This window comes from Streptomyces monashensis (assembly GCF_001866665.1).
GTDB lineage: Bacteria > Actinomycetota > Actinomycetes > Streptomycetales > Streptomycetaceae > Streptomyces > Streptomyces monashensis.
On sequence record NZ_MLYO01000026.1, the window covers coordinates 39108 to 64237 of the forward strand.

A 25130-nucleotide genomic window follows, 5' to 3' on the forward strand; every position below is an offset into this window, starting at 1 on the left:
GCCGCGCCACCGAAATAGCTGCTCAGGACCCTGGAGATGATCGATCAAAGATCGTTTGTGCAGGTCAGATTAGGTATGCCTAAGTGATGCAGGGCACCGTCCGATGATCCCGACGGCGCTTGTCAGGCTCCGCGGAATTACGCAACAATGGCGTTGTGAAAAACGTCGACGAGGCTCGGGAGACCCCCCTCGGGGCCCCGCAGGAGGAACTCGCGACCGGTGAGCGCTCCACGCGCAACCGCGTCGCCCGCTCCATCCTGGACCACGGCCCGTCGACCGTCGCCGAGCTGGCCGGCCGGCTGGGGCTGACCCAGGCCGCCGTCCGGCGCCACCTGGACGCCCTCGTCGCCGACGACGTCGTGGAGGCGCGCGAGCAGCGGGTGTACGGCACGCGCACGCGTGGCCGCCCCGCCAAGGTCTTCGCGCTCACCGACTGCGGCCGCGACGCCTTCGACCAGTCGTACGACAAACTGGCCGCCGACGCGCTGCGCTGGATCGCCGAGCAGGGCGGTGGCCTTGAGGCCGTCGCCGCGTTCGCCCGCGCGCGGATCACCGCCCAGGCGAGCGCCTACCGCAGGGCGATCGAGGCGGTCACGCCCGACAAGCGCGCCGAAGCGCTGGCCAAGGCCCTGAGCGTGGACGGGTACGCTGCAACGGCGCGCACCGCACCGGTCGGCGAGCAACTGTGCCAGCACCACTGCCCGGTCGCCCACGTCGCGGAGCAGTTCCCCCAGCTGTGCGAGGCGGAGACGGAGATCTTCGCCGAGCTGCTGGGGACCCACGTCCAGCGACTGGCGACCATCGCGCACGGCGACGGCGTCTGCACGACGTTCATCCCCAAGATTTCCACTGACGCACCTGCAAGCACGGCCGGGAGGAACCCCGCATGACTCTCCCCACGGAGACTGCCCACCCTGAGCTCGAGGGCCTGGGCAAGTACGAATACGGCTGGGCCGACTCCGACGTGGCCGGTGCGTCCGCGCGCCGTGGCCTGAACGAGGACGTCGTCCGGGACATCTCCGGCAAGAAGTCCGAGCCGGAGTGGATGACCAAGCTCCGCCTCAAGGGTCTGAAGCTGTTCGAGAAGAAGCCGATGCCGAACTGGGGCTCGGACCTCTCGGGCATCGACTTCGACAACATCAAGTACTTCGTGCGCTCCACGGAGAAGCAGGCGGAGTCCTGGGAGGACCTGCCCGAGGACATCAAGAACACCTACGACAAGCTGGGCATCCCGGAGGCCGAGAAGCAGCGCCTCGTCGCCGGTGTCGCCGCCCAGTACGAGTCGGAGGTCGTCTACCACCAGATCCGCGAGGACCTGGAGGAGCAGGGCGTCATCTTCCTCGACACCGACACCGCGCTGAAGGAGCACCCGGAGCTCTTCAAGGAGTACTTCGGCACGGTCATCCCCGCCGGCGACAACAAGTTCGCCTCGCTGAACACCGCCGTGTGGTCGGGCGGCTCCTTCATCTACGTGCCGCCGGGCGTCCACGTGGAGATCCCGCTCCAGGCCTACTTCCGCATCAACACGGAGAACATGGGCCAGTTCGAGCGGACCCTGATCATCGTCGACGAGGGTGCCTACGTGCACTACGTCGAGGGCTGCACCGCCCCGATCTACAAGTCGGACTCGCTGCACTCCGCGGTCGTCGAGATCATCGTCAAGAAGAACGCCCGCTGCCGCTACACGACCATCCAGAACTGGTCGAACAACGTCTACAACCTGGTCACCAAGCGCGCCGTGGCCTACGAGGGCGCGACCATGGAGTGGATCGACGGCAACATCGGCTCCAAGGTGACGATGAAGTACCCCGCCGTCTACCTGATGGGCGAGCACGCCAAGGGCGAGACCCTCTCCATCGCCTTCGCCGGGGAGGGCCAGCACCAGGACGCCGGCTCCAAGATGGTCCACATGGCGCCGAACACCTCCTCCAACATCGTCTCGAAGTCCGTGGCGCGCGGCGGCGGCCGCACGTCGTACCGCGGTCTCGTCGAGATCGGCGAGGGCGCCGCCGGCTCCAAGTCCAACGTGCTGTGCGACGCGCTGCTCGTCGACACCATCTCCCGCTCGGACACGTACCCCTACGTGGACGTCCGCGAGGACGACGTGTCGATGGGCCACGAGGCGACCGTCTCCAAGGTCTCCGAGGACCAGCTCTTCTACCTGATGAGCCGCGGTCTGACCGAGTTCGAGGCGATGGCGATGATCGTGCGCGGCTTCGTCGAGCCGATCGCCAAGGAACTGCCCATGGAGTACGCCCTCGAGCTCAACCGGCTGATCGAGCTCCAGATGGAAGGCGCGGTCGGCTGAGCGCCAACCGCCCACCCCATCAAGCCACTTACGCAAGAAAGCGAGCAGACCGCAGCCATGGCTGAGGCTCAGAACATCCCCGTGGGCTCCACCACCGCGGGCCAGATCGCGGTGGCCGCCGAGTCGACCGTCGCCACGCGTATGAGCGCGCCCCCGTCCTTCGACGTGGCGGACTTCCCGGTTCCGCACGGCCGCGAGGAGGAGTGGCGGTTCACCCCGCTGGAGCGGCTGCGCGGGCTGCACGACGGCACCGCCGTCGCCACCGGCGCGGGCGTGAAGGTCGTCGTGGAGGCCCCCGAGGGCGTCATCGTCGAGACCGTCGACCGTGACGACGCCCGGATCGGCACGGCGGGCACCCCGGTGGACCGCGTCGCCGCCCAGGCGTACTCGGCGTTCGAGAAGGCCGGCGTGGTCACCGTCCCCAAGGAGACGGTGCTCACCGAGCCGATCCGCATCGCCGTGCACGGGGAGGGCGGGGTGGCCTACGCCCACCAGGTCGTCGAGCTGAAGGCCTTCGCCGAGGCCGTCGTCGTCATCGACCACACCGGTGACGCGGTGCTCGCCGCCAACGTCGACTACATCCTGGGCGACGGCGCCAAGCTGACCGTCGTCTCGGTGCAGGACTGGGACGACAAGGCCGTGCACGTGGCCCAGCACAACGCCCTCGTCGGGCGCGACGCGAGCTTCAAGTCGGTCGTCGTCACCTTCGGCGGCGACGTCGTCCGCCTGCACCCGCGCGTCGCGTACGCCGGCACCGGCGGCGAAACCGAGCTGCTCGGGCTGTACTTCACGGACGCCGGCCAGCACCAGGAGCACCGCCTCCTGGTCGACCACAACGTCCCGCACTGCAAGTCCAACGTCGTCTACAAGGGCGCGCTGCAGGGCGAGCAGGCGCACGCGGTCTGGATCGGCGACGTCCTCATCGAGGCCGCGGCCGAGGGCACGGACACCTACGAGATGAACCGCAACCTGGTCCTCACGGACGGCGCGCGCGTCGACTCGGTGCCGAACCTGGAGATCGAGACCGGCGAGATCGTCGGCGCAGGCCACGCCTCCGCCACCGGACGCTTCGACGACGAGCAGCTCTTCTACCTGATGGCCCGCGGCATCCCGGAGCACGAGGCCCGCCGCCTCGTGGTCCGCGGCTTCTTCGCCGAGCTGGTCCAGCAGATCGGTGTCGCCGACATCGAGGAGCGCCTGCTCGCCAAGATCGAGGAGGAGCTGGAGGCGTCGGTCGCATGACAGCTTCGTCCGCGTTCGTCCGCGCCTGCGCGCTCAGCGAGCTGGAGACGGACACCCCGAAGCGGGTGGAACTCGACGGCACGCCGGTCTCGGTCGTCAAGACCGACGGCGAGGTCTTCGCGATCTACGACATCTGCTCGCACGCGAACGTCTCCCTCTCCGAGGGCGAGGTGGAGGACTGCCAGATCGAGTGCTGGCTGCACGGCTCCTCCTTCGACCTCCGCACCGGCAAGCCGTCCGGCCTCCCCGCGACGCGCCCCGTCCCCGTATACCCCGTAAAGATCGAAGGGGACGACGTTCTCGTCTCCCTCACCCAGGAGTCCTGAGGCACCCATGGCAACGCTTGAAATCCGAGACCTGCACGTCACCGTCGAGGCCGACAACGCCACGAAGGAGATCCTCAAGGGCGTCGACCTCACCGTGAAGCAGGGCGAGACGCACGCCATCATGGGCCCCAACGGCTCCGGCAAGTCGACCCTCGCCTACTCCCTCGCGGGTCACCCGAAGTACACGATCACCAGCGGCAGCGTGCTGCTCGACGGCGAGGACGTCCTGGAGATGTCCGTCGACGAGCGCGCGCGCGCGGGCCTGTTCCTGGCGATGCAGTACCCGGTCGAGGTCCCCGGCGTCTCGGTCTCCAACTTCCTGCGCACCTCCGCCACCGCCGTCCGCGGCGAGGCTCCCAAGCTGCGCACCTGGGTGAAGGAGGTCAAGGAGGCCATGGAGCGCCTCAACATGGACCCGGCCTTCGCCGAGCGCAACGTCAACGAGGGCTTCTCCGGCGGTGAGAAGAAGCGCCACGAGATCCTCCAGCTCGAACTGCTCAAGCCGAAGGTCGCGATCCTCGACGAGACCGACTCCGGTCTCGACGTCGACGCGCTCCGCATCGTCTCCGAGGGCGTCAACCGCGTCCGCGAGACCGGCGAGGTCGGCACCCTGCTGATCACGCACTACACGCGCATCCTGCGCTACATCAAGCCCGACTTCGTCCACGTCTTCTCCGGCGGCCGGATCGTCGAGTCCGGCGGTGCCGAGCTCGCCGACAAGCTGGAGGACGAGGGCTACGAGGCGTACACGAAGGGTGGCGTATCCGCGTGACACAGCTGCCGGGCCTCCTCGACACCGAGGCGATCCGCAAGGACTTCCCCGTGCTGGACCGTGTGGTCCACGACGGCAAGAAGCTCGTGTACCTGGACAACGCGGCGACCTCGCAGAAGCCGCGCCAGGTGCTGGACGCCCTGAGCGAGTACTACGAGCGCTACAACGCCAATGTCCACCGCGGCGTGCATGTGCTCGCCGAGGAGGCCACGGCGCTGTACGAGGGCGCGCGCGACAAGGTCGCCGAGTTCATCAACGCGCCCAGCCGCGACGAGGTGATCTTCACCAAGAACGCCTCCGAGTCGCTGAACCTCGTGGCGAACATGCTGGGCTGGGCCGACGAGCCCTACCGCGTGGACCACGAGACCGAGATCGTCATCACGGAGATGGAGCACCACTCCAACATCGTGCCGTGGCAGCTGCTCGCGCAGCGCACGGGCGCGAAGCTGAAGTGGTTCGGCCTGACGGACGACGGCCGTCTCGACCTCTCGAACATCGACGAGGTCATCACCGAGAAGACGAAGATCGTCTCCTTCGTGCTGGTGTCGAACATCCTGGGCACGGTCAACCCCGTCGAGGCGATAGTGCGCCGCGCCCAGGAGGTCGGTGCGCTGGTCTGCGTCGACGCCTCCCAGGCCGCCCCGCACATGCCCCTGGACGTGCAGGCCCTCCAGGCCGACTTCGTGGCCTTCACCGGCCACAAGATGTGCGCCCCGACCGGCATCGGCGTCCTCTGGGGCCGCCAGGAGCTGCTGGAGGACCTGCCTCCGTTCCTGGGCGGCGGCGAGATGATCGAGACGGTGTCGATGCACTCCTCGACCTACGCTCCCGCGCCCCACAAGTTCGAGGCGGGCACGCCCCCGATCGCCCAGGCGGTCGGCCTCGGCGCCGCGATCGACTACCTGAACTCCATCGGCATGGAGAAGATCCTCGCCCACGAGCACGCGCTGACCGAGTACGCGGTGCGGCGCCTGGCACAGGTCCCGGACCTGAGGATCATCGGCCCCACCACGGCCGAGGACCGGGGCGCGGCGATCTCCTTCACGCTCGGCGACATCCACCCGCACGACGTGGGCCAGGTCCTCGACGAGCAGGGCATCGCGGTCCGCGTCGGCCACCACTGCGCGCGCCCCGTCTGCCTGCGCTACGGAATTCCTGCGACCACGCGAGCGTCGTTCTACCTGTACTCCACGCCGGCCGAGATCGACGCACTGGTCGACGGCTTGGAGCACGTACGGAACTTCTTCGGCTGAGAGGCGTGAGCTGAAACCGTGAAGCTGGATTCGATGTACCAGGAGGTCATCCTGGACCACTACAAGAACCCGCACGGGCGTGGTCTTCGGGATGGCGACGCCGAGGTGCACCACGTGAACCCGACGTGCGGCGACGAGATCACCCTTCGCGTGAAGTACGACGGCACGACGATCAAGGACGTGTCGTACGAGGGCCAGGGCTGCTCCATCAGCCAGGCGAGCGCGTCGGTCCTCAACGAACTCCTCGTCGGCAGGGAACTGGCCGAGGCGCAGAAGATCCAGGAGACCTTCCTGGAGCTGATGCAGTCCAAGGGCAGGCTCGAGCCCGACGACGCCATGGAGGAGGTCCTGGAGGACGCGGTCGCGTTCGCGGGCGTCTCCAAGTACCCCGCGCGGGTCAAGTGCGCCCTCCTGAGCTGGATGGCGTGGAAGGACGCGACGGCCCAGGCGCTGGGTGGCGCCGAAGCCGAAAGGAAGACGGCATGAGCGAGACCGCTGAGATGAAGCCGGCCTCGGAGGAAGAACTCCGCGAGGCGCTGTACGACGTCGTCGACCCCGAGCTGGGCATCGACGTCGTCAACCTCGGCCTGATCTACGGCATTCACATCGACGACGCGAACATCGCGACGATCGACATGACCCTGACCTCGGCGGCCTGCCCGCTGACCGACGTCATCGAGGACCAGGCCAAGTCCGCCACGGACGGCCTCGTCAACGAGCTGCGCATCAACTGGGTCTGGATGCCGCCGTGGGGCCCCGACAAGATCACCGACGACGGCCGCGAGCAGCTGCGGGCGCTGGGGTTCAACGTCTGACGTCACCGCGTGCGTGAAGCGACGGCACCCGATGCGGGTGCCGTCGCTCTTTCGTGCGGTCAGGCCGGTGCGTCCACGAGCCGGAACGCCGAGTCGGCCCGGTACGGATCGGTGTCCTGGTACGGGTCCAGCTTCAGCAGGAAGTTCTGGTGGCGCAGGAAGCGGCCTGGGTAGTTGACCGACTCCAGCATGGTCGCGCCGCCGACGGACGAGGGGCGGGGGCAGAACGTGGCGTCCTGGCGGAACAGGGCGGTGCCGTCGTCGTGTTCGGCGCGCAGCAGGAAGTCACGGTGGCGGAGGTAGCCGCCGTCGGCCGTGGCGAAGGAGTAACAGCCGCTGTTCGCAAGGCCCTTGACGACCGTGAAGGTCGCGGCGAGACGGTCGGCGGTGGAGGTGATCGGGTCGAGCCGCACGTGGTCGCCGCTGATGTGCCAGTAGCGGTCCGGGTAGTTGACGGAGCGGACGGAGGTCCCCGTCGCGGCCGGCTTCGGCGGGCGCTGTGCACTCCCTTGTGAACTCCCTCGACGGGGCGGGGACGTGACGGGGGAGGCGGATGGTCCGGCCGAGGGGGAGACGGCCGACTGCGGTGCCGTCGAGGGCGCGGTGCTCGTGCCCTTCGGCGGCGCGGCCGTGCGCGTCGACGGGGAGGCGAAGGAGAGCAGGCCGGGGCCGTGGTCCGCCGGCGGGGCGGGCGGAGCCGCGGCGGCGGCCGGACCGGGGTCCGTGCTGTCCACGGCCAATGCCGTCACGCAGGCGACGACCGTCGCGAGTGCCAGCGCACCGGCCAGCCAGAGTCTTCGGGTGCCAGGGGTCCGGGAGACGTCGGCGCTCCAGCCGCTCTCCCAGGGGCGGGGGGTGTGGTCGGGCATGAGCCCGCACATTAGCGGCCCGGGGAGCCGCAGTGAGCGTTTTCTGTGAAAGTGAAACTTTCTCGTTGTGTACACCCGTACGCATACGTTGTGTACGCTCGTACACATGGGATATCTCTTGCTCGCCGGCGCCATAGCCGCCGAGGTCGCCGCGACGACGGCGATGAAGTACAGCGCGGGGTTCAGCCGGCTGGGGCCTTCGCTCGTGACGACGTTGGGCTACGTCGTCTCCTTCGCGCTGCTCGCCCAGACGCTGAAGAGCGTGCAGATCGGCACCGCGTACGCGATCTGGTCCGGGGTGGGCACCGCGACCATCGCCGTCCTCGGGCTGCTGCTGTTCGGAGAGGGGCTGAGCGCGACCAAGGTCGCCGGGATCCTGCTGATCATCGGGGGCGTGGTCGTGCTGAACCTCGGCGGGGCGAGCCACTGATGGCCCGGCGCTACGACCCCGAGCGGCGCCGGCGGATCCTCGGCGGGGCGAGCCACTGATGGCCCGGCGCTACGACCCCGAGCGGCGCCGGCGGATCCTCGACGCCGCGATCCGCGTGGTCGGCCGGGACGGCATCGCCGGACTGAGCCACCGCACCGTCGCCGCCGAGGCGGACGTGCCGCTCGGCTCCACGACGTACCACTTCGCCACCCTCGAAGAGCTGATGGTGGCCGCGCTGCGGCAGGCCAACGAGGGCTTCGGCCGCAGGCTCGCCGAACGGCTGCCGGCGGGCGGCCAGGGGGATCTCGCCGCCGAACTGGCCGCCGAACTCGGTGCCTGGCTGGGCGGCGAGCGCAGCGGCGTGGAGCTGGAGTACGAGCTGTATCTGGCCGCGCTGCGGCGGCCCGCGCTGCGACCCGTCGCCGCCGAGTGGACCGAGGACGCGGCCGAGCTGCTCGCCCGGCGCACCGACCCGGTCACCGCCCGCGCGCTGCTCGCGCTGATGGACGGCATCTGCCTCCAGGTGCTGCTGACCGGCGGTTCGTACGACGAGGAGTACGCGCGCACCGCCCTCGCCCGTCTGATCCCCTGAAGCCGCGCCCGGCAGGTGAGACGGCCCGGCGCCGGTTCGCCTCCGCGAGGCCGCTCACGTTAGGTTTTGTCACATGACCGACACCGCTTCCCGCACCACCGGCGCCGTCGCCGCCGGCCTCGCCACGATCGCCTCCGACGGCACCGTCCTCGACACCTGGTTCCCGGCCCCCGAGCTGGTCGAGCAGCCCGGCCCGGCCGGTACCGAGCGGCTGACCGCCGAGCAGGCCGCCGAGCTGCTGGGCGAGGGCGCGACCAAGGCGGTCGGCCCGGACGCCCGCCGGGGCGTCGAGGTGGTCGCGGTCCGCACGGTCATCGCCTCGCTGGACGAGAAGCCGATCGACGCGCACGACACCTACCTGCGCCTGCACCTGCTCTCGCACCGCCTGGTCAAGCCGCACGGCCAGAGCCTGGACGGCATCTTCGGCCACCTCGCCAACGTCGCCTGGACCTCGCTCGGCCCGGTCGCCGTGGACGACATCGAGACGGTGCGCCTCAACGCCCGCGCCGAGGGCCTGCACCTCCAGGTCACCTCGATCGACAAGTTCCCGCGCATGACGGACTACGTCGCCCCGAAGGGCGTCCGCATCGCCGACGCCGACCGGGTCCGCCTCGGCGCGCACCTGGCCGCGGGCACCACGGTCATGCACGAGGGCTTCGTCAACTTCAACGCCGGCACGCTCGGCACCTCGATGGTCGAGGGCCGCATCTCCGCCGGTGTCGTGGTCGGCGACGGCTCGGACATCGGCGGCGGCGCCTCCACCATGGGCACCCTGTCCGGTGGCGGTAACGTGCGCATCTCCATCGGCGAGCGCTGCCTCATCGGCGCCGAGGCGGGCGTCGGCATCGCGCTCGGCGACGAGTGCGTCGTCGAGGCCGGCCTGTACGTCACCGCGGGCACCCGGGTCACCATGCCCGACGGCCAGATCGTCAAGGCCCGCGAGCTGAACGGCGCCTCCAACATCCTCTTCCGCCGCAACTCCGTCACCGGCGTGGTCGAGGCCCGCCCGAACAACGCGGTCTGGGGCGGCCTGAACGACATCCTGCACAGCCACAACTGACGCGCACCGCACGCCCGGAAGCGCCCTTCACCGCCTGGTGAGGGGCGCTTCTGTCAGGTGCCGACGCCTGCCGCGAACTCCCGCAGGACCGCGAAGTCGCCCTCCCGCAGGCCGACCCGCGGATCGACGTGGTGCAGCAGGGCCGGACCGGGGTGACGGGCCCTGACGTACAGCGTGTCCGTCGGGCTCTGCTCGTCGTCCACCCAGGCGAACGGCCGGCCCGAGGCGTACGCCACGATCGCCTCCGTCTTCCAGTGGACGCCGTCCGGGCGCTCGGCGAACAGGCCCCGGCCGAAGTCGACGTACGGCAGGTCGGCGGGCAGGCCGACGACCGGTGCGATCCACACGTTGGCCTCCGCCAGCCAGCTCGTCGCCCAGACCAGTTCGTAGCCGAGCCGGAGCAGCGCCGGGCCGTGGGCCGGGTTCAGCCAGACCCGCAGGGGCCGCCGGTAGGCGAGGGGCACCCGGATCGTCGTGTAGCCCGCGGGCCGGCGTTCCGGCCGCGCCGCGTACGGGTTCAGGGGGCCGTCGACGTCCAGAAACAGCAGGGGGCGGGTCACGGGGCCACCGTACGGCAGGCGGCGGCCGGGGTTCGCCGACCGCTGATCAGGCTGCCGTCAGCTCCTCGTACAGCGCCAGCAGCCCGTCGGCGGTCGCCCGGTCGGCGGGCAGCAGCGGGGCGCGCACCGGGCCCGCGGGCAGGCCGAGCCGGGCGAGAAGGGCCTTGGCGGTGACCGTGCCCGGCAGGCCCGCGCCCATCATCGCCTCGATCAACGGCGTGGCACGCAGCTGGAGTTCGCGCGCCCGGGCGGTGTCGCCCGCGTCGAAGGCGTCGAGGATGGCCGCGATGTGGCCCAGGGCGGCGTTGCCGACCGTGCTCACGCAGCCCGCCGCGCCGATCGCGTACAGCGCCAGCACATGCTCGTCGCAGCCCGCGTAGTACGCCAACTCCGTACGGGCCAGCACCTTCTGGGTGCCGAGGAAGTCGTTGGAGCAGTCCTTGACCGCCACGATCCGCGGGTGTGCGGCCAGCCGGATCATCGTGTCCGGCTCGATCCGGGTGCCGGTGCGGCCGGGAATGTCGTAGAGCATCACGGGCAGTCCGCTCGCGTCGGCGACCTGGCGGAAGTGTGCCTCGACCGCCTCCTGCGGGGGCCGGCTGTAGTACGGCGTCACCACCAGCACCCCGTCGGCGCCCGCCTTCTGCGCCCCGAGTGCCAGCTCGACCGTGTGCCGGGTGTCGGCGCTGCCCACGCCCGCGACCAGGGCCACCCGGTCGCCGACCGCGTCCCGGACGGCCGCGACCAGCTCCGCCTTCTCCGTGTCCGAGGTGGTGGGCGACTCACCCGTGGTGCCGTTCAGCACCAGGCCGTCGCAGCCCTCGGCCACCAGGCGCGCGGCCAGACTCCCGGCCCCGTCCAGATCGAGGGCGCCCGCCTCGGTGAACGGCGTGATCATCGCGCAGAGGGTGCGGCCGAAGGGCCGGGCGGTGTCGCGTGTGCTCGTCATGGGAGTAGTCTCGGCAGCGCGATGACGTAGCTCTACTTAATTTTTCTAAGGGATATACCTAAGTATCTCTGATGAGTTGGTGTGCGGCCGAAGGCGCTGTGTCCAACTCGGGCCCTCATGGGTCACTATGGCCGAAGGGGCGCGTGACGTCCGTCAGTCCGTCAGTCCGTCATGGGAGGCACCATGAAGCTCGGCAAGGCACTGGCCACCGGGGTCGCCGAGGAGCGGCCGCTCGTCCACGAGGAAGAGCTCCCGCTCCCCGAGGGCGCCGCCACCGACGCCGCCACCGTCCACGTCGAACCGGCGGAGCCGGCCCGCGAAGAGGTCCCGGCCGCCCGATGAGACTGCGGCTCCCGGCGGAACGCCCGACGGAGCCGCCGACCGGATACAAGATCGCCCACCCGGTGCTGTCCCAGGACGGCACCCGGGCCCGGTTCACGGGGGTGTCGCTCGGCGGCGCGCTGCCGTACGGCGTGCTCGACGACGCCTCCTGTGTCTACGGCCGACGGCACCGCCCGCCCGCGCGGCTGTGCGACTGCGGTTTCCACTGCGTCCACGACCGCGCGGCCGCCGAGGCCATGCTGTGCACCGCCGAGCACCGCACCGCGCTCCTGCTGGAGATCACCGTGCTCGGCGCCTACATCCGCTTCGAGCGCGGCTTCCGCTACGCCCGCCAGCGGGTGCGCGCGGCCACCGCCGGCCCGTGCGCCTGCGGGGCCGGCGCCGTCGCGCTCGCCGACGCCGGCTGGGGCCGCCCCGGCTGGCTCGCCCTCGTCCCCGTCTGCGCCGGCTGCGTGCGCGGGCGTACGTCGGTCTCGCTCGCCGGGTTCGCGCGGCTGGCCGGGGAGGGGCTGAAGGTCGTGGCGCGCGGCGGAGGCGGTACGGCGCTGCCGGCGCTGAACCCGGCGTCCGACGCGGAGTTCGGCGTGCCCGAACTCGCCGCCGAGGCCGCCCTGCTGCAGGCGCGCCTCGACTGGTTCCAGACCCAGCTCGCTCGGCTCGGCGAACAGGGGGGAACCCCTTAGCCGTCACCCGTCCCGCGTCACCGCCGCCCTCTCACCGAAAAATTGATCCGTCTGGACAAAAAAAGTTTTCGGTGCGAGGGTGGACGCATGCTGGACGTGACCGTGATCGAGGACCCCGAGGCGGCGGCCGTGTCGCTGGACCCCGTACGGGCCCGGCTGCTCGCCGAGCTGGCAGCCGAGCCCGCGTCGGCCGCGATGCTGGCCGGCAAGGTCGGACTGCCCCGGCAGAAGGTGAACTACCACCTCAAGGCGCTGGAGCGGCACGGCCTGGTCGAACTGGCCGGGGAGCGCCGCAAGGGCAATGTCACCGAGCGGCTGATGCGCGCGACCGCCGCGTCGTACGTCATCTCGCCGGCCGCTCTGCCCGCCGTGCAGCCGGATCCGGAGCGCTTCCGGGACCAGCTGTCCGCGCGCTGGCTGCTCGCGCTCGGTGCCCGTCTGGTGCGGGACGTCGGCGCGCTGATCACCGGCGCCGCCAAGGCCCGGCGGCAGCTGGCGACCTACGCCCTGGACGGCCAGGTCCGCTTCGCCTCCGCGGCCGACCGCGCGGCCTTCGTGCAGGAGCTGACGGCGGGCGTGAGCGCCCTGGTCCGCAAGTACGACGCCCCGGGCGCCGAGGGCGGCCGGGACCACCGGATCGTCGTCGCCCTCCACCCCACGCTCAAAGAACCCGTGCTCGAAGGACCCGTGCCCGAGGATCCCGCGGTCGCGGATCCCGCGGTCGGCCCAGCCGTCGACCCCGCCGTCGAGGACCAGCCCATCCCCGTACCGGATCAGTAAGCAGGAGCCCCCGCCATGTCCCAGGAATCACCCAAGGAATTCGAGATCGTCCGCGAGTTCGAGGTCGACGTCCCGCCCGAGCAGGTGTGGGACGCGGTCGTCAACGCGTCCGGCGCCTACCTCTGGCCGATGGACCCGCCCGAGCCCCGCGTCGGCGGTTCGGGACCCTTCGGATCCACCGTCACCGCCTGGGATCCGCCCCACCGCTACACCAACCGCAGCGAGAACACGGGCATGCCCACCCAGTCGGCCAACCAGCTCGACTACACCATCGAGCCCCGCGACGAGGGCCGCCGCGCCTGGGTGCGCTACGTACACAGCGGCATCTTCACCGACGACTGGAACAACCAGTACGACGGCGCGAGCAAGCACACCAACTTCTATCTGCACACCCTGTGCGAGTACCTCACGCACTTCGCGCCCCGCCCGGTCACCTTCGCCCAGGTCAACGGACCCGCAGTGTCGGCGACCCAGCAGGCGCTCGCCGCCGCCGCCCACGCCCTCGGCCTGCCGGACGAGGCGGCCGCGGGGACGAAGACCGGCGTCCGGGGGCCCGGCGGACGGACCCTGGACGCCGTGGTCGACTACCGCAACCCGTACTTCCTCGGGCTGCGCACCGAGGGCGCGCTCATCCGGTTCTTCGGGCGCGGCCACTGGGGCGCCCCGCTCGGCATCAGCGTCCACGACTTCGCGCCGGACGCCGATGCCGAGGCGAACGAGACCGCCTGGCAGGGCTGGCTGAACGGGGTGTTCGGCCAGGCCTGAAACCCGTCGAGGCCTACGGGCGGAAGCGCAGCACCTGCGGGTCGTGGTCGCTGATCTGGTCGTTGAACTCCGCGTTGATGTGCACGCTGTCGTACGCGAAGTCGCCGTCGCGCCGGATCTGCGGGCTGATCAGGATCTGGTCCAGGACCTGCTCGTTGCCCTGGTAGTCGTAGGTGTAACGCTCGCTCCTCGGCAGGGACTTGATCGCCGACCACAGCTCGCCGTCTCCTTCGAGGATCTTGGCGGTGCCGGAGAACTCGAAGTCGTTCATGTCGCCGAGCGCGACGACGTCGGCGTTCTTCTGGACCTTCAGGATGTCCTTGACGAACGCGTTCACCGCCGTCGCCTGCGCATGGCGCTGGATCTCGGAGCTGCGCGTCACCGGCTGGTACTGCGCGGTCAGCGGCTGGTCGCCGCCCTTGGAGACCAGGTGGTTGGCGATCACGAAGACGGTCTTGCCGTGGAAGACGAACTGGCCGGCCAGCGGCTTGCGGCTGTCCTTCCAGGCCGCGTTCGCCGGGTCGACCCGGCCCGGCGAGGCCGTCAGCTCCGCCGTGCCGTTCACCTTGGTGACGCCGACCGCGGTGGTGGAGTCGCCGCCCGCGCGGTCCACGAAGGACACCCGCGCGGGGTTGAACAGGAACACCTGGCGGATGTTGCCGCCCGGCTCGCCGCCGTCCTGGTCGTTGACCGGGTTGATGGAGCGCCAGTCGTACGTGGGGCCGCCTGCCGCGACGATCGCGTCGATCAGCTTGTTCACGGTCACGCTCGCGTCGACGGTGCCGTCGTCCGTGGCGCCGTTGTCGTCCTGGATCTCCTCCAGGGACACGATGTCCGGCGACCGCAGGTTGTCGACGATCGCCGCGGCGTGCTGGGCGAAGGTGGTGTCCGACGGGTCGAGGTTCTCGACGTTGTACGTCGCCACCGCCAGCTGGCGGCCGGACTGCTTGCGCGTGGTCTCGCGCTCCAGGCCCGCGCTCCTCAGCGTGCCGAGCTTGCTCGCGACCAGCGTGTAGCCGCCGTACTGGTTGAAGTCGAGCGGGCCGGTGGTGGTGCCGGTGAGCGTGTCGCCGACGTTCGCCTTCGGGAAGTCGGCGGTCGCGCCCAGCGACTGTATCTGGAGCCGGCCGGTGTTCTGCGAGTCGTAGGAGCCGTAGACCGTGCCGCCGCGGCGGTTGCGGTGCTCGTGCGGCTTCACCGTGACCCACAGCTCGCTGTACGGGTCGGTGCGGCCGACCACGCGGGCGTCGGCGACCTGGACGTTCATGCCCTCCAGGGACTCGTAGTAGTCCAGGGCGTACGTCGACGGCCGCAGCGTCAGGCCGTTGACCGAGCCGTTCGCGGCCGTGTCGCCCGCCGGGGTGTACCGGCTCGGGACCGACCTCGCGTCGATCACGACCGGCGCCGGGACCGGGTTGCCGGTGGAGACCGTGGTGACCGTCGGCTTGGTGATCTCCGTCAGGGACTGGTTGCCGGACGAGGCGCCGCCCGGGACGTACTCGGAGACCGTGCCGGTCACCGTCACCGAGTCGCCGACCGCGACCTTCGGCGCGGAGCTGGTGAAGACGAACACGCCCTCGCTGGTGCGCGGGTCGTCGTCCGGGGTCGGATCCTGCATCCAGAAACCTCTGGAGGAGCCGTACGCGCGCGTGGCCGTGACGATGCCGGGCACGTCCGTCACCGTCTGGCCGGCGAGCGGCGAGACCCGGGTGGTGCCCTGGATGTCGTGGATGCGCACGGAGTCGGCGTGCGCGGGAGAGGTGAGCACCACGGCGGACGCGGCGGAACAGACGGCGGCGACGGTGAGCGCGGCAAGACGCGCGGAAGACCTGCTCGGCAAGGGATCCCTCCGGGGATGTGACGAGGCGCCGGGACGAGGTGGGGCACGGGGGCGGACCGGGAGCGTGGGGGGCTGGTCGCCCTCCGTGACACGCGTAGAGCCGAGTGAACAGTTGTCCCCCGAACTTCTACGCGCGTCAATCTCCAGCTTGTGCAAGGGAGTTGTCAAGGTTTCAGCCATGTACGGCGGCCGACGGAGAGATGAACCGGGCGGCATGGGTGGAAATCCGTCTAGGCTGAGCGGTCGAGCCCGTTCACGGTCCGAGGAGAACCAGCCGATGTCAGACAGCTCCCCCCTGCCGCCCGTACGGCTGCGTCCCGAAGCGGAGCTGGCGCGTGCCGCGCTGTCCACGCCGTTGCTCTCCCGTGCCGCCCGCCTCGCCCGCTGGGCCGGACCCGACACCCGTGTGGACGCCGGCGGCGGCCTGGCCGAGGAACAGCTTCCGGCCGCCGCCGAACTGCTCGGACTGACCGGGGACGACGCCGCCGCCCACGCCGGGGAGGCCTGGCGGGTCGCGGTGGACGCCGGGCTGGTCGAGATCGTGGACGAGGAGGAGGGGACGGTCCGGGCGGGAGATGAGCTGGCGCTGCTCACCGGCGGTTCCCCGCACGACGTGCTCACCGTGTGGCTGGCCGCCGTCGAGACCGTCCTCGCCGACGCCGCCGTACCCGACCTGGACGATCTGGTCGACGCGCTGGACGAGGGCGGCGAGGTCGATTTCTCGTCACTCGACTGGGACCCCGAGGCCGAGTCGGAGTTCCTCGACGGTGTCCTCGGCAACCTCTACCTGTTGACCGTGAGTGAGGACGGCCCCGGCGACGGCCCCGTCCCGCTGCCCGCCCTCGCCGCCTCGATGATCGTCCCCGACGACATGGGCGAGCCCACCAACGACGTCCTGGAGCAGGTCTCCGACGCGATGATGCGGCTGGACGACCAGTTCCGGGTGCTGGAGCCGGTCGGGCTCGTGGAGTACCAGCCCGTCGACGAGGCCCTCATGGCCGACACCGGCGAGGAACCGGCGGAGCTGGTCGACGACACCGACGTCTCCCGCTACGGCATGGTCCGGCTCACCCCGCTCGGCGCGTACGGGCTGCGGGCGCGGCTGCTGGACGCCGGCTTCGAGGCGCCGGCCGTCGGGGAGCTGGCCGACAAGGGCGCGGACGCGCTGCTCGACGGCACGGCCGGATTCGGGCCGTCGGCGGCCCAGGCCGAGACCGAGCTGTGGCTGGCCCGACGTCAAGCGCTGGACGCCGCACGGGAGTTGCTCGCGGCCGCGCGCGGCGGTGACGAGGGCGCGCCGCTGCGCCGGCTGCGCTGCCAGCAGGCTCTGTCGCTGATCGGCGGGGACGCCGAACCGGCGCTGCGCGAGGTGCTGGACGATCCGGAGCTGGGCGGCCTCGCCCGGGTGTGGCTGACGGAGCAGGGCGCCGCCGGGGTGCCGGCGCCGTCCGAGGACATGGTCTTCTGGCTGACCATCGACACGGTGGCCGCACAGCTCGCCGCCGAGGGCAACTCCGAGGAGCTGCAGGCCCTGGTCGAGGGGCTGGCCGCACAGCACAGCGGGTTCTTCGCGGCCGCGTGGCGGGTGGAGCATCCGGCCACCGCCGATGTGCTGGAGGCGATGGGCCGGCTGCACCCGGACAAGAAGGTGGCGAAGGAGGCCCGGAAGGCGGCGTTCAAGGCCCGCTCCCAGCAGGGGAGTTGAAGGCGGCCGAAGAAACCCTTGGGTTCGGCATGGGGTAGTGCATACGGATTCTTGAACAAAGGGTTCTGAAGTCGCCCGGCGTTCAGCCGGTGTTCAGAAGCGGGCACGAGCGTGTGCGCCGGACCGAGGACGCCACCCTCCACGGCACTCCCACCGTCTCAGGAGACACCATGTCGCTCACCCGCAGGGACTTCACCAGAACATCCGCGATCACCGGTGCCGGAGTGGCGCTGGCAGGCAGCGTCGGTGCCCTCGCCAGTGCCCCCGGCGCCCTCGCCGCCACGGACGACGCCGGGACCGCGGCCGGCACCGGGGCCGCGGACGGTGCGGCGGCGCGCGGTCGGCACGGCGTCGGCTACGGCCCCCTGATCGCCGACCCGGCCGGCCTCCTCGCCCTGCCCGAGGACTTCACCTACCGCGTCATCACCTACAGCGGCCGCACCAGGCTGGAGTCGGGCGAGTTCACCCCGTCCAACCACGATGGCACCGCCACCTTCGAAGGCCCGCGCGGCGCCACCCTGCTCGTCAACAACCACGAGCTGGCCGGCCCCCGCGCCGCCTGGCCGCACCCGGTGCCGCTCGCCGAGGGCCTCGTCTACGACCCGGCGGCGGCCGGCGGCTGCACGGTGGTCGAGGTCCGCCGCGACCATGTGGGCGAGTGGGTCGGCATCGCGGGCACCGCCACCAACTGCGCGGGCGGCAGCACCCCGTGGGGCACCTGGCTGACCTGCGAGGAGACCGAGGACAAGGCCGGCCGGAACGGCATGACCAAGGACCACGGCTACGTCTTCGAGGTCGACCCCGCCGACCGCCGGGCCAACCGCGACCCGAGGCCGGTCAAGGCACTCGGCCGCTACGCCCACGAGGCCGTCGTGGTCGACCCCGGGCGCGGCCACCTCTACCTCACCGAGGACGCCTCCGGACCCAACGGCCTGCTGTACCGGTGGACCCCGCCGGAGGGCTTCCGCCACGGCCGCGGCAAGCTGCGCACCCTCGCGGACGACGCGGGCCTGCTCCAGGCCTTCAAGTGCTTCGACTCCGGCGGGACGTTCGTCGACGACCTCTCCCGTGCCACGAGGATCGGCACGGTCTACGGCGTCGACTGGGTGGACGTCCCCGACCGCGACGCCAGGGCCGTCTCCGTCCGCAAGCAGTTCAGCACCGGTCAGGTCACCCGCGCCCGCAAGCTGGAGGGCATGTGGTGGGGCGACGGCGGCGCGTACGTCGTCTCCTCCTACGCCCGCGAGGAGAGCCCGGTCCCGCACGACGGCCAGGTCTGGTTCTACGACCCGAAGCGCCGCACCCTGACCCTGAAGGTGCTGCTCGGCGTCGATCCGGACCCCGCGCAGGACGGTGTCTTCGACGGCCCCGACAACATCACCGTCTCCCCGTACGGCGGCCTCGTCATCGCCGAGGACGGCGAGGGCGTCCAGCATCTGTTCGGCGCCACCGAGAGCGGCCTCACGTATCCGATCGCGCGCAACGAACTCAACATCGGCACCGCAAAGGAGCGGGAATACAGCGAGTTCACCGGCGTCACCTTCTCGCCCGACGGCAGGACCCTGTACGCCAACATCCAGACCCCGGGCATCATGCTGGCCATCACGGGGCCGTGGAAGCGGCAGAGGCGGTAACCGTTCGTCCGCTCGCACCGCGGCCGTCCTCCTGAGCTTGGCCGTTCGTGTTCGATACCATGCGGAGAGAGCCCCCGGTTGGCAAGGAGTAGCGGGATGGCGCAGGTCAGGCCCATGCGCGCGGACGCTCGGCGCAACTACGAGCGGTTGCTGAAGGTGGCGGCCGAGGCCTTCGCCGAGCATGGGGAGAGCGCGTCGCTCGACGACATCGCCAAGCGGGCGGGCGTCGGCTCCGGCACGCTGTACCGGCACTTCCCCACGCGGCAGGCGCTGTTGGAGGCCGCGTACGTGGGCCGTGTCGAGGCGCTCGGGTCGCGGGCCGACGAGCTGGCGGCACAACTGCCGCCGGGCGAAGCGCTGACGGAGTGGCTGTACGAGCTGTGTGTCGGCTCGATCCAGGTGCGCGGGCTGAAGGCGCTGCTCGGATCGGCGGTCACGGACGGCAGCACGGCGGCGCTGACGGCGTGCGGGACGACCGTGCGCGGCGCGGCGGACCGGCTGATCGAGGCCGCGCGGGCGGACGGCTTCCTGCGCGCCGACCTGGAGCCGGTCGAACTGCTGCGGCTGGCCCACGGGGTGACCACGGCAGCGGAGCTGGCGGACGGGAAGGGAACGCGGATCCGGCGCTATCTGGCACTGGTGACGGAGGGACTGCGGGCGTAGCCCCGCGCCCCGGAGGGCGCGGCGGCTGCGTCGGCGGGTGCTGTACGGCTGCGCCGTGGCGGGGGGCTACAGGGCTCGCGCCCCCGGATCCACCATGTTCCGGACCGTGCGGGCCTTGACGAAGTCGCCGAGCGCCGTCATGTCCCACTCGCCGGAGAACTGCCGGACGAACTTGGCCATCATGACGCCCGTCTGGGGCTCGGCGTTGGTCAGGTCGAAGCGGACCAGCTCCTCGTCGGTGACCGCGGCGACCAGGCGGCAGTAGGCCTTGGCGACCTCCGTGAACTTCTGCCCGGAGAAGGAGTTGACCGTGAAGACCAGGCCGGTGACCTCCGGGGGGATGCGGCCGAGGTCGACCACGATCACCTCGTCGTCGCCCCCGCCCTCACCGGTGAGGTTGTCGCCCGAGTGCTTGATCGCGCCGTTCAGGATCGTCAGCTTGCCGAAGTAGCAGCTGTCGACGTGGTTGCGCTGCGGGCCGTACGCGATGACCGAGGCGTCCAGGTCGATGTCCGCGCCGCGGAACGCCGGCTCCCAGCCGAGGCCCATCTTCACCTGGGAGAGCAGCGGGCGGCCGGCCTTCACCAGGGACACCGTCTGGTTCTTCCGGAGGCTGACCCGGCCCTTGTCCAGGTTCACCTTCCCGGCGCCGGGGACGGGGGCGGGCGGCGCGGGCGGGGCCGGCGGCATCGGGGGAGCCGCCGGGGTGGACATCGGCGGGGCCGGCGGGGCAACCGGCTGCGGCGGTGCCGCGGGGGCCGCGGCCGGTTCCTCCACCGTCACGCCGAAGTCCGTCGCGATGCCGGCCAGGCCGTCGGCGTACCCCTGGCCCACGGCGCGGGCCTTCCAGGCGCCGCCCCGGCGGTAGAGCTCCACGACGACCAGCGCCGTCTCCGCGCCGAGCCGGGGCGGGGTGAACGTGGCCAGCGCCGCGCCGGTGTGCGCGTCGCGGATCGTGGCCGTCGGCTCGACGCCCTGGAAGGTCTGGCCGGCCGCGTCCGGGCTGGCGGTGACCACGATCTTCTCGATGTCCGGCGGGACGGCGAGGGTGTCGACCGTGACCGAGTCGGGGGCCGTGCCCCCGCCGGACGTGTAGGTCACGCCCGGGCCCGCCGGCTGGTTGTAGAAGATGAAGTCGTCGTCCGAGCGCACCTTGCCGTCGCCCGTGAGCAGCAGGCCCGACACGTCGAGCCGCACGGGCGCGGCCACGTCCACCGCGACGCGGGCGGCCGGCAGAGGGATGTTCGAGCCTGGGGTCATAGCTGTCATGCCGGGTGAACGAACGACACCGCTTTACCGTTCCCTTACCCAGCCCCCCATCGGCTCAGGGGCCCGACCCCGAGCGGGATCCGGGCCCCGCCCGCAGCCGGCTCAGGGCACCACCACGATCTTCCGGCCCACCCCCGCCGCGAACTGCTTCAGTGCCTGCGGATAGCGCTCCAGCGGGATCCGGTCGCTGATGAAGACCTGCGGATCCAGGACGCCGTTCGCGAACAGCTCCGCCGCCCGCTCGAAGCTGTGCAGCACCGCCATGGAGCCGGTGATGGTGATCTCCTGGTTGTAGATGCGGTACGGGTCGATGGTCACCCGGGTCGCGTAGTCGGCCACCCCGAACTGCAGGAAGGTGCCCGCCTTCGCCACCCGGCCCAGGCCGTCCTGGATCGCCGCCGCGTTGCCGGTCGCGTCCACGACCACGTCCCAGCCCCGCGGCCGCTCCAGCTCGTCCGCGCCGGCCGCCGCGGCCGACACGCCGAGGCGCCGTGCCGTCTCCAGCCGCGCCGGGTTCACGTCCACCACGTCCACGCTCGCCGCGCCCGTGCGCTTGGCGAGCTCCAGCATCATCAGGCCCATGGTGCCGGAGCCGTAGATCAGGACGTGGGCGCCGAGCCGGCTGCTGAGGATGTCGTAGCCCCGTACCGCGCAGGACAGCGGTTCCACGAGGGCCGCGTCCTCGGTGCGCACGTGCTCCGGCAGCTTCACGCAGTTCGCCACGGGGGCGACCGCGTACTGTGCCGCCCCGCCCGCCGTGGTCACGCCGATCGCGGCCCACCGCTCGCACAGGTTGTTGTGGCCGTCGCGGCAGTGCCGGCACTCGTAGCAGTACAGCGAGGGGTCCACGGCCACCCGGTCGCCGATCGCGACCTCGGTGACCTGGCCGCCGACCCCGACCACCTCGCCCGCGAACTCGTGCCCGGGGACGATCGGCAGCTTGGGCGCGAACTCGCCCTGGAGGATGTGCAGATCGGTGCCGCACAGGCCGCAGGCCGCCACCTCCACGACGACCTCGCGCGGGCCCGGTGTGGGGTCGGGCACCTCGGTGACCACGGCGCGGCCCACGGACTCGATGACGGCGGCCTTCATTTCACGGCTCCCAACGACAGGCCCTGGACCAGCTTGTCCTGGGCGGCGAACCCCGCGGCGAGCACCGGCAGGGAGATGACGAGCGACGCGGCGCACACCTTGGCCAGGAACAGGCCCTGGCTGGTGATGAAGCCGGTCAGGAACACGGGTGCGGTCTCGGCGACCACGCCCGTCAGCACTCGGGCGAACAGCAGCTCGTTCCAGCTGAAGATGAAGCAGATCAGGGCGGTGGCGGCGATGCCGGGCAGGGCGATCGGGGCGACCACGCGCGCGAGGATCGTCGGCAGCCGGGCACCGTCCACGCGCGCGGCCTCGATGACGGCGACCGGCACCTCGGCGAGGAAGGACTGCATCATCCACACCGCGATCGGCAGGTTCATGGAGGTGTAGAGGACGACCAGGAGCCAGATGTTGTCGAGCATCCCGGTGTTCCTGGCGAACAGGTAGATCGGCAGCAGGCCCGCCACGGCCGGCAGCATCTTCGTGGACAGGAAGAAGAACAGCACGTCCGTCCACTTCCGCACCGGACGGATCGACAGCGCGTACGCCGCCGGGAGGGCCAGGAGGAGGACGCAGAGCGTGGAGACCACCGACGCCACCGTGGAGTTGACCAGCGCGGGCCACGGGCTCGCCCCGCCGCCGCTGCCGAAGAACTCGCGGTAGCCGTCGAGCGTCAACGACGCGGTGAAGGACGGCGGGTTGGTCGCCGCGTCCGCCTCCGAGTGGAACGAGGTCAGCGCCATCCAGGCGATCGGCAGGAAGAACACGATCCCGGCCAGCCAGGCCACGAGGCCCGGTCCGTTCCGGCGCAGCAGGCGCGATACGGCGGTCATGCGCGGGACACCTCCTCGCGGAACAGGGACGACACCACGCGCAGCGCGAAGGTGGCGATGATGATCGAGCCGATGACGACCAGGACGCCGGCCGCCGAGGCGAGGCCGTTCTCGTGGGCCTGGTAGAAGCTCTGGTAGACCGTGTACGGCAGGTTCGCCGTCCCCAGGCCGCCCGAGGTGATCGTGAAGACCGCGTCGAAGTTCTGCACGATGTAGATCGAGCCGAGCAGGGCGCCGAGTTCGAGGTAGCGGCGCAGGTGGGGGAGGGTCAGATGGCGGAAGACCTGCCAGTCGTTCGCGCCGTCGACCCGGGCGGCCTCGATCTGCTGCTGGTCCCGGCTCTGCAGACCGGCGAGCAGGATCAGCATCATGAACGGCGTCCACTGCCACACCAGGGAGGCCTCGACCGCGAGCAGCGGGGTGTGGGAGATCCAGTCCGGCTGGGGGCCGCCCACATAGTGCAACAACCCATTGAGCAAGCCGTATTCAGGGTTGTAGAGCACATGCTTCCAGAGCAGCGCCGCAGCCACCGGCACCACGAGGAAGGGTGCGATCAGCAGGGTGCGGACGATGCCCCGGCCGCGGAACCTGCGGTCCAGCAGCAGGGCGAGCGCCAGCCCCAGCACCAGGCTGGCCAGCACCACCGCCACCGTGAGCAGCACGGTCGTCCACACCGACTGGCGCAGGTCGGCGTCGGTCAGCACCTGGCGGTAGTTGTCCAGGCCGGTGAAGTGACGGGCCTTGGGGTAGAGGGCGTTCCAGTCGAAGAAGGAGATCACCAGCGTGGCCACGAACGGCAGTTGGGTCACGGCGATCATGAACACGAGGGCCGGGAGCAGCGGGGCCCGGGTGGCCCAGGCGCGGAGCCGGGCGGAGGGTTGTCTCACCGTCTGTGCGGGGGAGGCCGCGAGGGCGGCCGTGGTCGTGGCTGTCATCGTCCCTCGTACTCCTTGGAGATCTTCTCGGCGAGCTGCTGGGACTTCTTCAGGGCCGAGCCGACGGACTGGCGTCCGGCGATGGCCGCGCTGATCTCCTGGGAGACCTTGGTGCCGAGGTCGGTGAACTCCGGGATGCCGACGAACTGGATGCCGGGTGCGGGCCGCGGCTGCACCCCGGGGTCGTTCGGGCGGGCGCTCTCGATGGCCTGCCTGGTCATCTCCTGGAAGGAGGCGGCCGACGCGCGGTAGTCGGCGTTCTGGTACGTCGACGCCCGCTTGCCCGCCGGGACGTCCGGCCACCCGCTGGTCTTGCCGACCAGCTGCTCATAGCCCTTGCTCGACGCCCAGGAGACGAACTTCCAGGCCTTGTCGGGGTTGCGGGAGGCCTTCTGGATGCCCCAGGCCCAGGTGTAGAGCCAGCCGGAGGACGAGGTCTTCTCGACGGGGGCCGGGGCGTAGGCGAGCCTGCCCTTGACCGGTGAACCGGCCGCCTCCAGCAGTCCGGCGGCGCTCGTGGCGTCGTACCACATGGCGACCTTGCCCTGGGTCATGTCGTTCAGGCACTCGGCGAAGCCGGACTGGGCTGCGCCGGACTCGCCGTGCGCACGGACGAGATCGACATAGAACTTTGTCGCCTTCTCGAACTCGGGCGAGTCCAGGTGGGCCTTCCAGCTCTTGTCGAACCAGGTGCCGCCGAAGGTGTTCACGACCGTCGTCAGCGGCGCCGTCAGCTCGCCCCAGCCGGGCAGTCCGCGCAGACAGATGCCCTTCATCCCCGGCCTCGCGCCGTCCGCCTTCGCGGCGAGGCCGGCGACCTGCTGCCAGGTGGGGTGGGCGGGCATGGTGAGGCCCTTCGCCGCGAAGACGTCCTTGCGGTACATCAGGAACGACGACTCGCCGTAGAAGGGCTGCCCGTAGAGCTTGCCGTCGTCGGCGGTGAGGGACTGGCGCATCGGCTTGAGTACGTCGTTCTCGTCGTACGACGGGTCCTTCGCGACGTACGAGTCCATCTCGTGCAGCCAGCTGTTGCGGGCGTAGATCGGTATCTCGTAGTTGGACAGGGTGGCCACGTCGTACTGCCCGGCCTGGTTGGCGAAGTCCTGGCTGATCTTGTCGCGGACGTCGTTCTCGGGCAGGACCGTGAAGTTGACCTTGATGCCGGTCTCTTTGGTGAAGTGCGCGGCGGTCAGCTTCTGCAACTCGGTCATCTGCGGGTTGTTGACCATCAGGACGTTGATGGAGTCGCCGCCGGAACCGGTCCCGCCCGCGCCGGCCCAGCAGCCGGAGAGCAGCGGGGCGAGCAGCGTTCCCGCGGCGGCCATGGCGAGCGTGGCTCGCGGCCTCCGTCGGCTCGGGGTGCGCATGGGTCGCTCCTGGAGATATGGGGAGATAAGGGGCGTTTCTCGACAT

27 protein-coding genes are annotated in these 25130 nt (G+C 70.8%); 18 read left to right on the forward strand and 9 right to left on the reverse strand.

Annotated elements, in window-relative coordinates; translation table 11 throughout:
• The first annotated feature begins 155 nt into the window (after positions 1-155).
• From BIV23_RS16225 to BIV23_RS16260, 8 genes are read left to right on the forward strand one after another with little or no spacing between them, the layout of a single operon-like run.
• Positions 156-890, forward strand: a complete 735-nt coding sequence (locus tag BIV23_RS16225) for a helix-turn-helix transcriptional regulator (protein ID WP_071381562.1) — start codon at positions 156-158, stop codon at positions 888-890.
• Positions 887-2308, forward strand: coding sequence for a Fe-S cluster assembly protein SufB (gene sufB, locus BIV23_RS16230; protein ID WP_071381563.1), 1422 nt, complete (start codon positions 887-889; stop codon positions 2306-2308). Before BIV23_RS16225 ends, sufB begins: the two co-directional genes overlap by 4 nt.
• 57 nt (positions 2309-2365) lie before the next feature.
• Complete coding sequence (gene sufD, locus BIV23_RS16235; protein ID WP_071381564.1) at positions 2366-3550, forward strand: Fe-S cluster assembly protein SufD; 1185 nt, start codon at positions 2366-2368, stop codon at positions 3548-3550.
• On the forward strand, positions 3547-3876 hold the full coding sequence (locus BIV23_RS16240) for a non-heme iron oxygenase ferredoxin subunit (protein ID WP_071381565.1): 330 nt from the start codon (positions 3547-3549) through the stop codon (positions 3874-3876). Before sufD ends, BIV23_RS16240 begins: the two co-directional genes overlap by 4 nt.
• A 7-nt stretch (positions 3877-3883) precedes the next feature.
• Positions 3884-4648 (forward strand): Fe-S cluster assembly ATPase SufC, encoded by a 765-nt coding sequence (gene sufC, locus BIV23_RS16245; protein ID WP_071381566.1) that lies wholly within the window; start codon positions 3884-3886, stop codon positions 4646-4648.
• Positions 4645-5901, forward strand: coding sequence for a cysteine desulfurase (locus BIV23_RS16250; protein WP_071381567.1), 1257 nt, complete (start codon positions 4645-4647; stop codon positions 5899-5901). Before sufC ends, BIV23_RS16250 begins: the two co-directional genes overlap by 4 nt.
• Positions 5902-5919: 18 nt before the next feature.
• Positions 5920-6387, forward strand: coding sequence for a Fe-S cluster assembly sulfur transfer protein SufU (gene sufU, locus BIV23_RS16255; protein WP_071381568.1), 468 nt, complete (start codon positions 5920-5922; stop codon positions 6385-6387).
• Entirely contained in the window at positions 6384-6716 is a 333-nt protein-coding gene (locus BIV23_RS16260; protein ID WP_031166063.1) for a metal-sulfur cluster assembly factor, read from the forward strand. The genes sufU and BIV23_RS16260 overlap by 4 nt, the downstream gene beginning before the upstream one ends.
• 59 nt (positions 6717-6775) lie before the next feature.
• Here the strand turns inward: BIV23_RS16260 and BIV23_RS16265 are convergent, their stop codons facing one another.
• Entirely contained in the window at positions 6776-7585 is an 810-nt protein-coding gene (locus BIV23_RS16265; RefSeq protein WP_071381569.1) for an AbfB domain-containing protein, read from the reverse strand.
• A gap of 106 nt (positions 7586-7691) precedes the next feature.
• Between BIV23_RS16265 and BIV23_RS16270 the strand changes: the two genes are divergently transcribed.
• From BIV23_RS16270 to dapD, 3 genes are all read left to right on the forward strand, one after another.
• Entirely contained in the window at positions 7692-8015 is a 324-nt protein-coding gene (locus BIV23_RS16270; protein WP_071381570.1) for a DMT family transporter, read from the forward strand.
• A 58-nt stretch (positions 8016-8073) separates the two neighbouring features.
• On the forward strand, positions 8074-8607 hold the full coding sequence (locus BIV23_RS16275; RefSeq protein WP_071381571.1) for a TetR/AcrR family transcriptional regulator: 534 nt from the start codon (positions 8074-8076) through the stop codon (positions 8605-8607).
• Positions 8608-8680: 73 nt separating this feature from the next.
• On the forward strand, positions 8681-9667 hold the full coding sequence (gene dapD, locus BIV23_RS16280) for a 2,3,4,5-tetrahydropyridine-2,6-dicarboxylate N-succinyltransferase (RefSeq protein WP_071381572.1): 987 nt from the start codon (positions 8681-8683) through the stop codon (positions 9665-9667).
• A 53-nt stretch (positions 9668-9720) separates the two neighbouring features.
• On the opposite strand, the gene BIV23_RS16285 is transcribed toward dapD, so the two are convergent.
• Both BIV23_RS16285 and dapA read right to left on the reverse strand, forming a co-directional pair.
• The gene (locus BIV23_RS16285; protein ID WP_071381573.1) at positions 9721-10227 is read right to left on the reverse strand and encodes an HAD domain-containing protein; all 507 of its coding nucleotides are present in this window, start codon (positions 10225-10227) and stop codon (positions 9721-9723) included.
• 46 nt (positions 10228-10273) lie between these two features.
• The gene (dapA, locus tag BIV23_RS16290; RefSeq protein ID WP_071381574.1) at positions 10274-11176 is read right to left on the reverse strand and encodes a 4-hydroxy-tetrahydrodipicolinate synthase; all 903 of its coding nucleotides are present in this window, start codon (positions 11174-11176) and stop codon (positions 10274-10276) included.
• 183 nt (positions 11177-11359) lie between these two features.
• On the opposite strand from dapA, the gene BIV23_RS50335 reads away from it, so the two are divergent.
• The 4 genes from BIV23_RS50335 to BIV23_RS16305 all read left to right on the forward strand — a co-directional run bounded on the left by BIV23_RS50335 (position 11360) and on the right by BIV23_RS16305 (position 13746).
• Entirely contained in the window at positions 11360-11518 is a 159-nt protein-coding gene (locus BIV23_RS50335) for a hypothetical protein (protein ID WP_177239913.1), read from the forward strand.
• Entirely contained in the window at positions 11515-12201 is a 687-nt protein-coding gene (locus BIV23_RS16295) for a hypothetical protein (RefSeq protein ID WP_071381575.1), read from the forward strand. Before BIV23_RS50335 ends, BIV23_RS16295 begins: the two co-directional genes overlap by 4 nt.
• An 87-nt stretch (positions 12202-12288) precedes the next feature.
• Positions 12289-12981, forward strand: a complete 693-nt coding sequence (locus BIV23_RS16300) for an ArsR/SmtB family transcription factor (protein ID WP_071381576.1) — start codon at positions 12289-12291, stop codon at positions 12979-12981.
• 15 nt (positions 12982-12996) lie between these two features.
• Entirely contained in the window at positions 12997-13746 is a 750-nt protein-coding gene (locus BIV23_RS16305) for an SRPBCC family protein (RefSeq protein WP_071381577.1), read from the forward strand.
• Between the two features lie 13 nt (positions 13747-13759).
• On the opposite strand, the gene BIV23_RS16310 is transcribed toward BIV23_RS16305, so the two are convergent.
• Positions 13760-15586, reverse strand: a complete 1827-nt coding sequence (locus tag BIV23_RS16310; RefSeq protein WP_071381578.1) for an endonuclease/exonuclease/phosphatase family protein — start codon at positions 15584-15586, stop codon at positions 13760-13762.
• Positions 15587-15863: 277 nt separating this feature from the next.
• Here BIV23_RS16310 and BIV23_RS16315 point away from each other — a divergent pair, with 277 nt between their 5' ends.
• The 3 genes from BIV23_RS16315 (at position 15864) to BIV23_RS16325 (ending at position 19588) form a co-directional block, all read left to right on the forward strand.
• Entirely contained in the window at positions 15864-17291 is a 1428-nt protein-coding gene (locus BIV23_RS16315) for a hypothetical protein (RefSeq protein WP_071381579.1), read from the forward strand.
• A gap of 170 nt (positions 17292-17461) precedes the next feature.
• Positions 17462-18925 carry an alkaline phosphatase PhoX gene (locus BIV23_RS16320; protein WP_071381668.1) on the forward strand — a complete coding sequence of 488 codons (1464 nt, stop codon included), beginning with the start codon at positions 17462-17464 and terminating at the stop codon, positions 18923-18925.
• 96 nt (positions 18926-19021) lie between these two features.
• Positions 19022-19588: a TetR/AcrR family transcriptional regulator gene (locus tag BIV23_RS16325; RefSeq protein ID WP_071381580.1), complete on the forward strand. Its 567-nt coding sequence runs from the start codon at positions 19022-19024 to the stop codon at positions 19586-19588.
• 66 nt (positions 19589-19654) lie between these two features.
• Here BIV23_RS16325 and BIV23_RS16330 read toward each other — a convergent pair whose 3' ends face one another.
• The 5 genes from BIV23_RS16330 to BIV23_RS16350 form a co-directional block, all read right to left on the reverse strand.
• Positions 19655-20848, reverse strand: a complete 1194-nt coding sequence (locus tag BIV23_RS16330; protein WP_071381581.1) for a TerD family protein — start codon at positions 20846-20848, stop codon at positions 19655-19657.
• Between the two features lie 111 nt (positions 20849-20959).
• Complete coding sequence (locus tag BIV23_RS16335; RefSeq protein ID WP_071381582.1) at positions 20960-21949, reverse strand: zinc-dependent alcohol dehydrogenase family protein; 990 nt, start codon at positions 21947-21949, stop codon at positions 20960-20962.
• Entirely contained in the window at positions 21946-22782 is an 837-nt protein-coding gene (locus BIV23_RS16340; RefSeq protein ID WP_071381583.1) for a carbohydrate ABC transporter permease, read from the reverse strand. The genes BIV23_RS16335 and BIV23_RS16340 overlap by 4 nt, the downstream gene beginning before the upstream one ends.
• Positions 22779-23717 carry a carbohydrate ABC transporter permease gene (locus BIV23_RS16345; RefSeq protein WP_071381584.1) on the reverse strand — a complete coding sequence of 313 codons (939 nt, stop codon included), beginning with the start codon at positions 23715-23717 and terminating at the stop codon, positions 22779-22781. Before BIV23_RS16345 ends, BIV23_RS16340 begins: the two co-directional genes overlap by 4 nt.
• Entirely contained in the window at positions 23714-25084 is a 1371-nt protein-coding gene (locus BIV23_RS16350) for an ABC transporter substrate-binding protein (RefSeq protein ID WP_071381585.1), read from the reverse strand. The genes BIV23_RS16345 and BIV23_RS16350 overlap by 4 nt, the downstream gene beginning before the upstream one ends.
• Between the last annotated feature and the right edge of the window lie 46 nt (positions 25085-25130).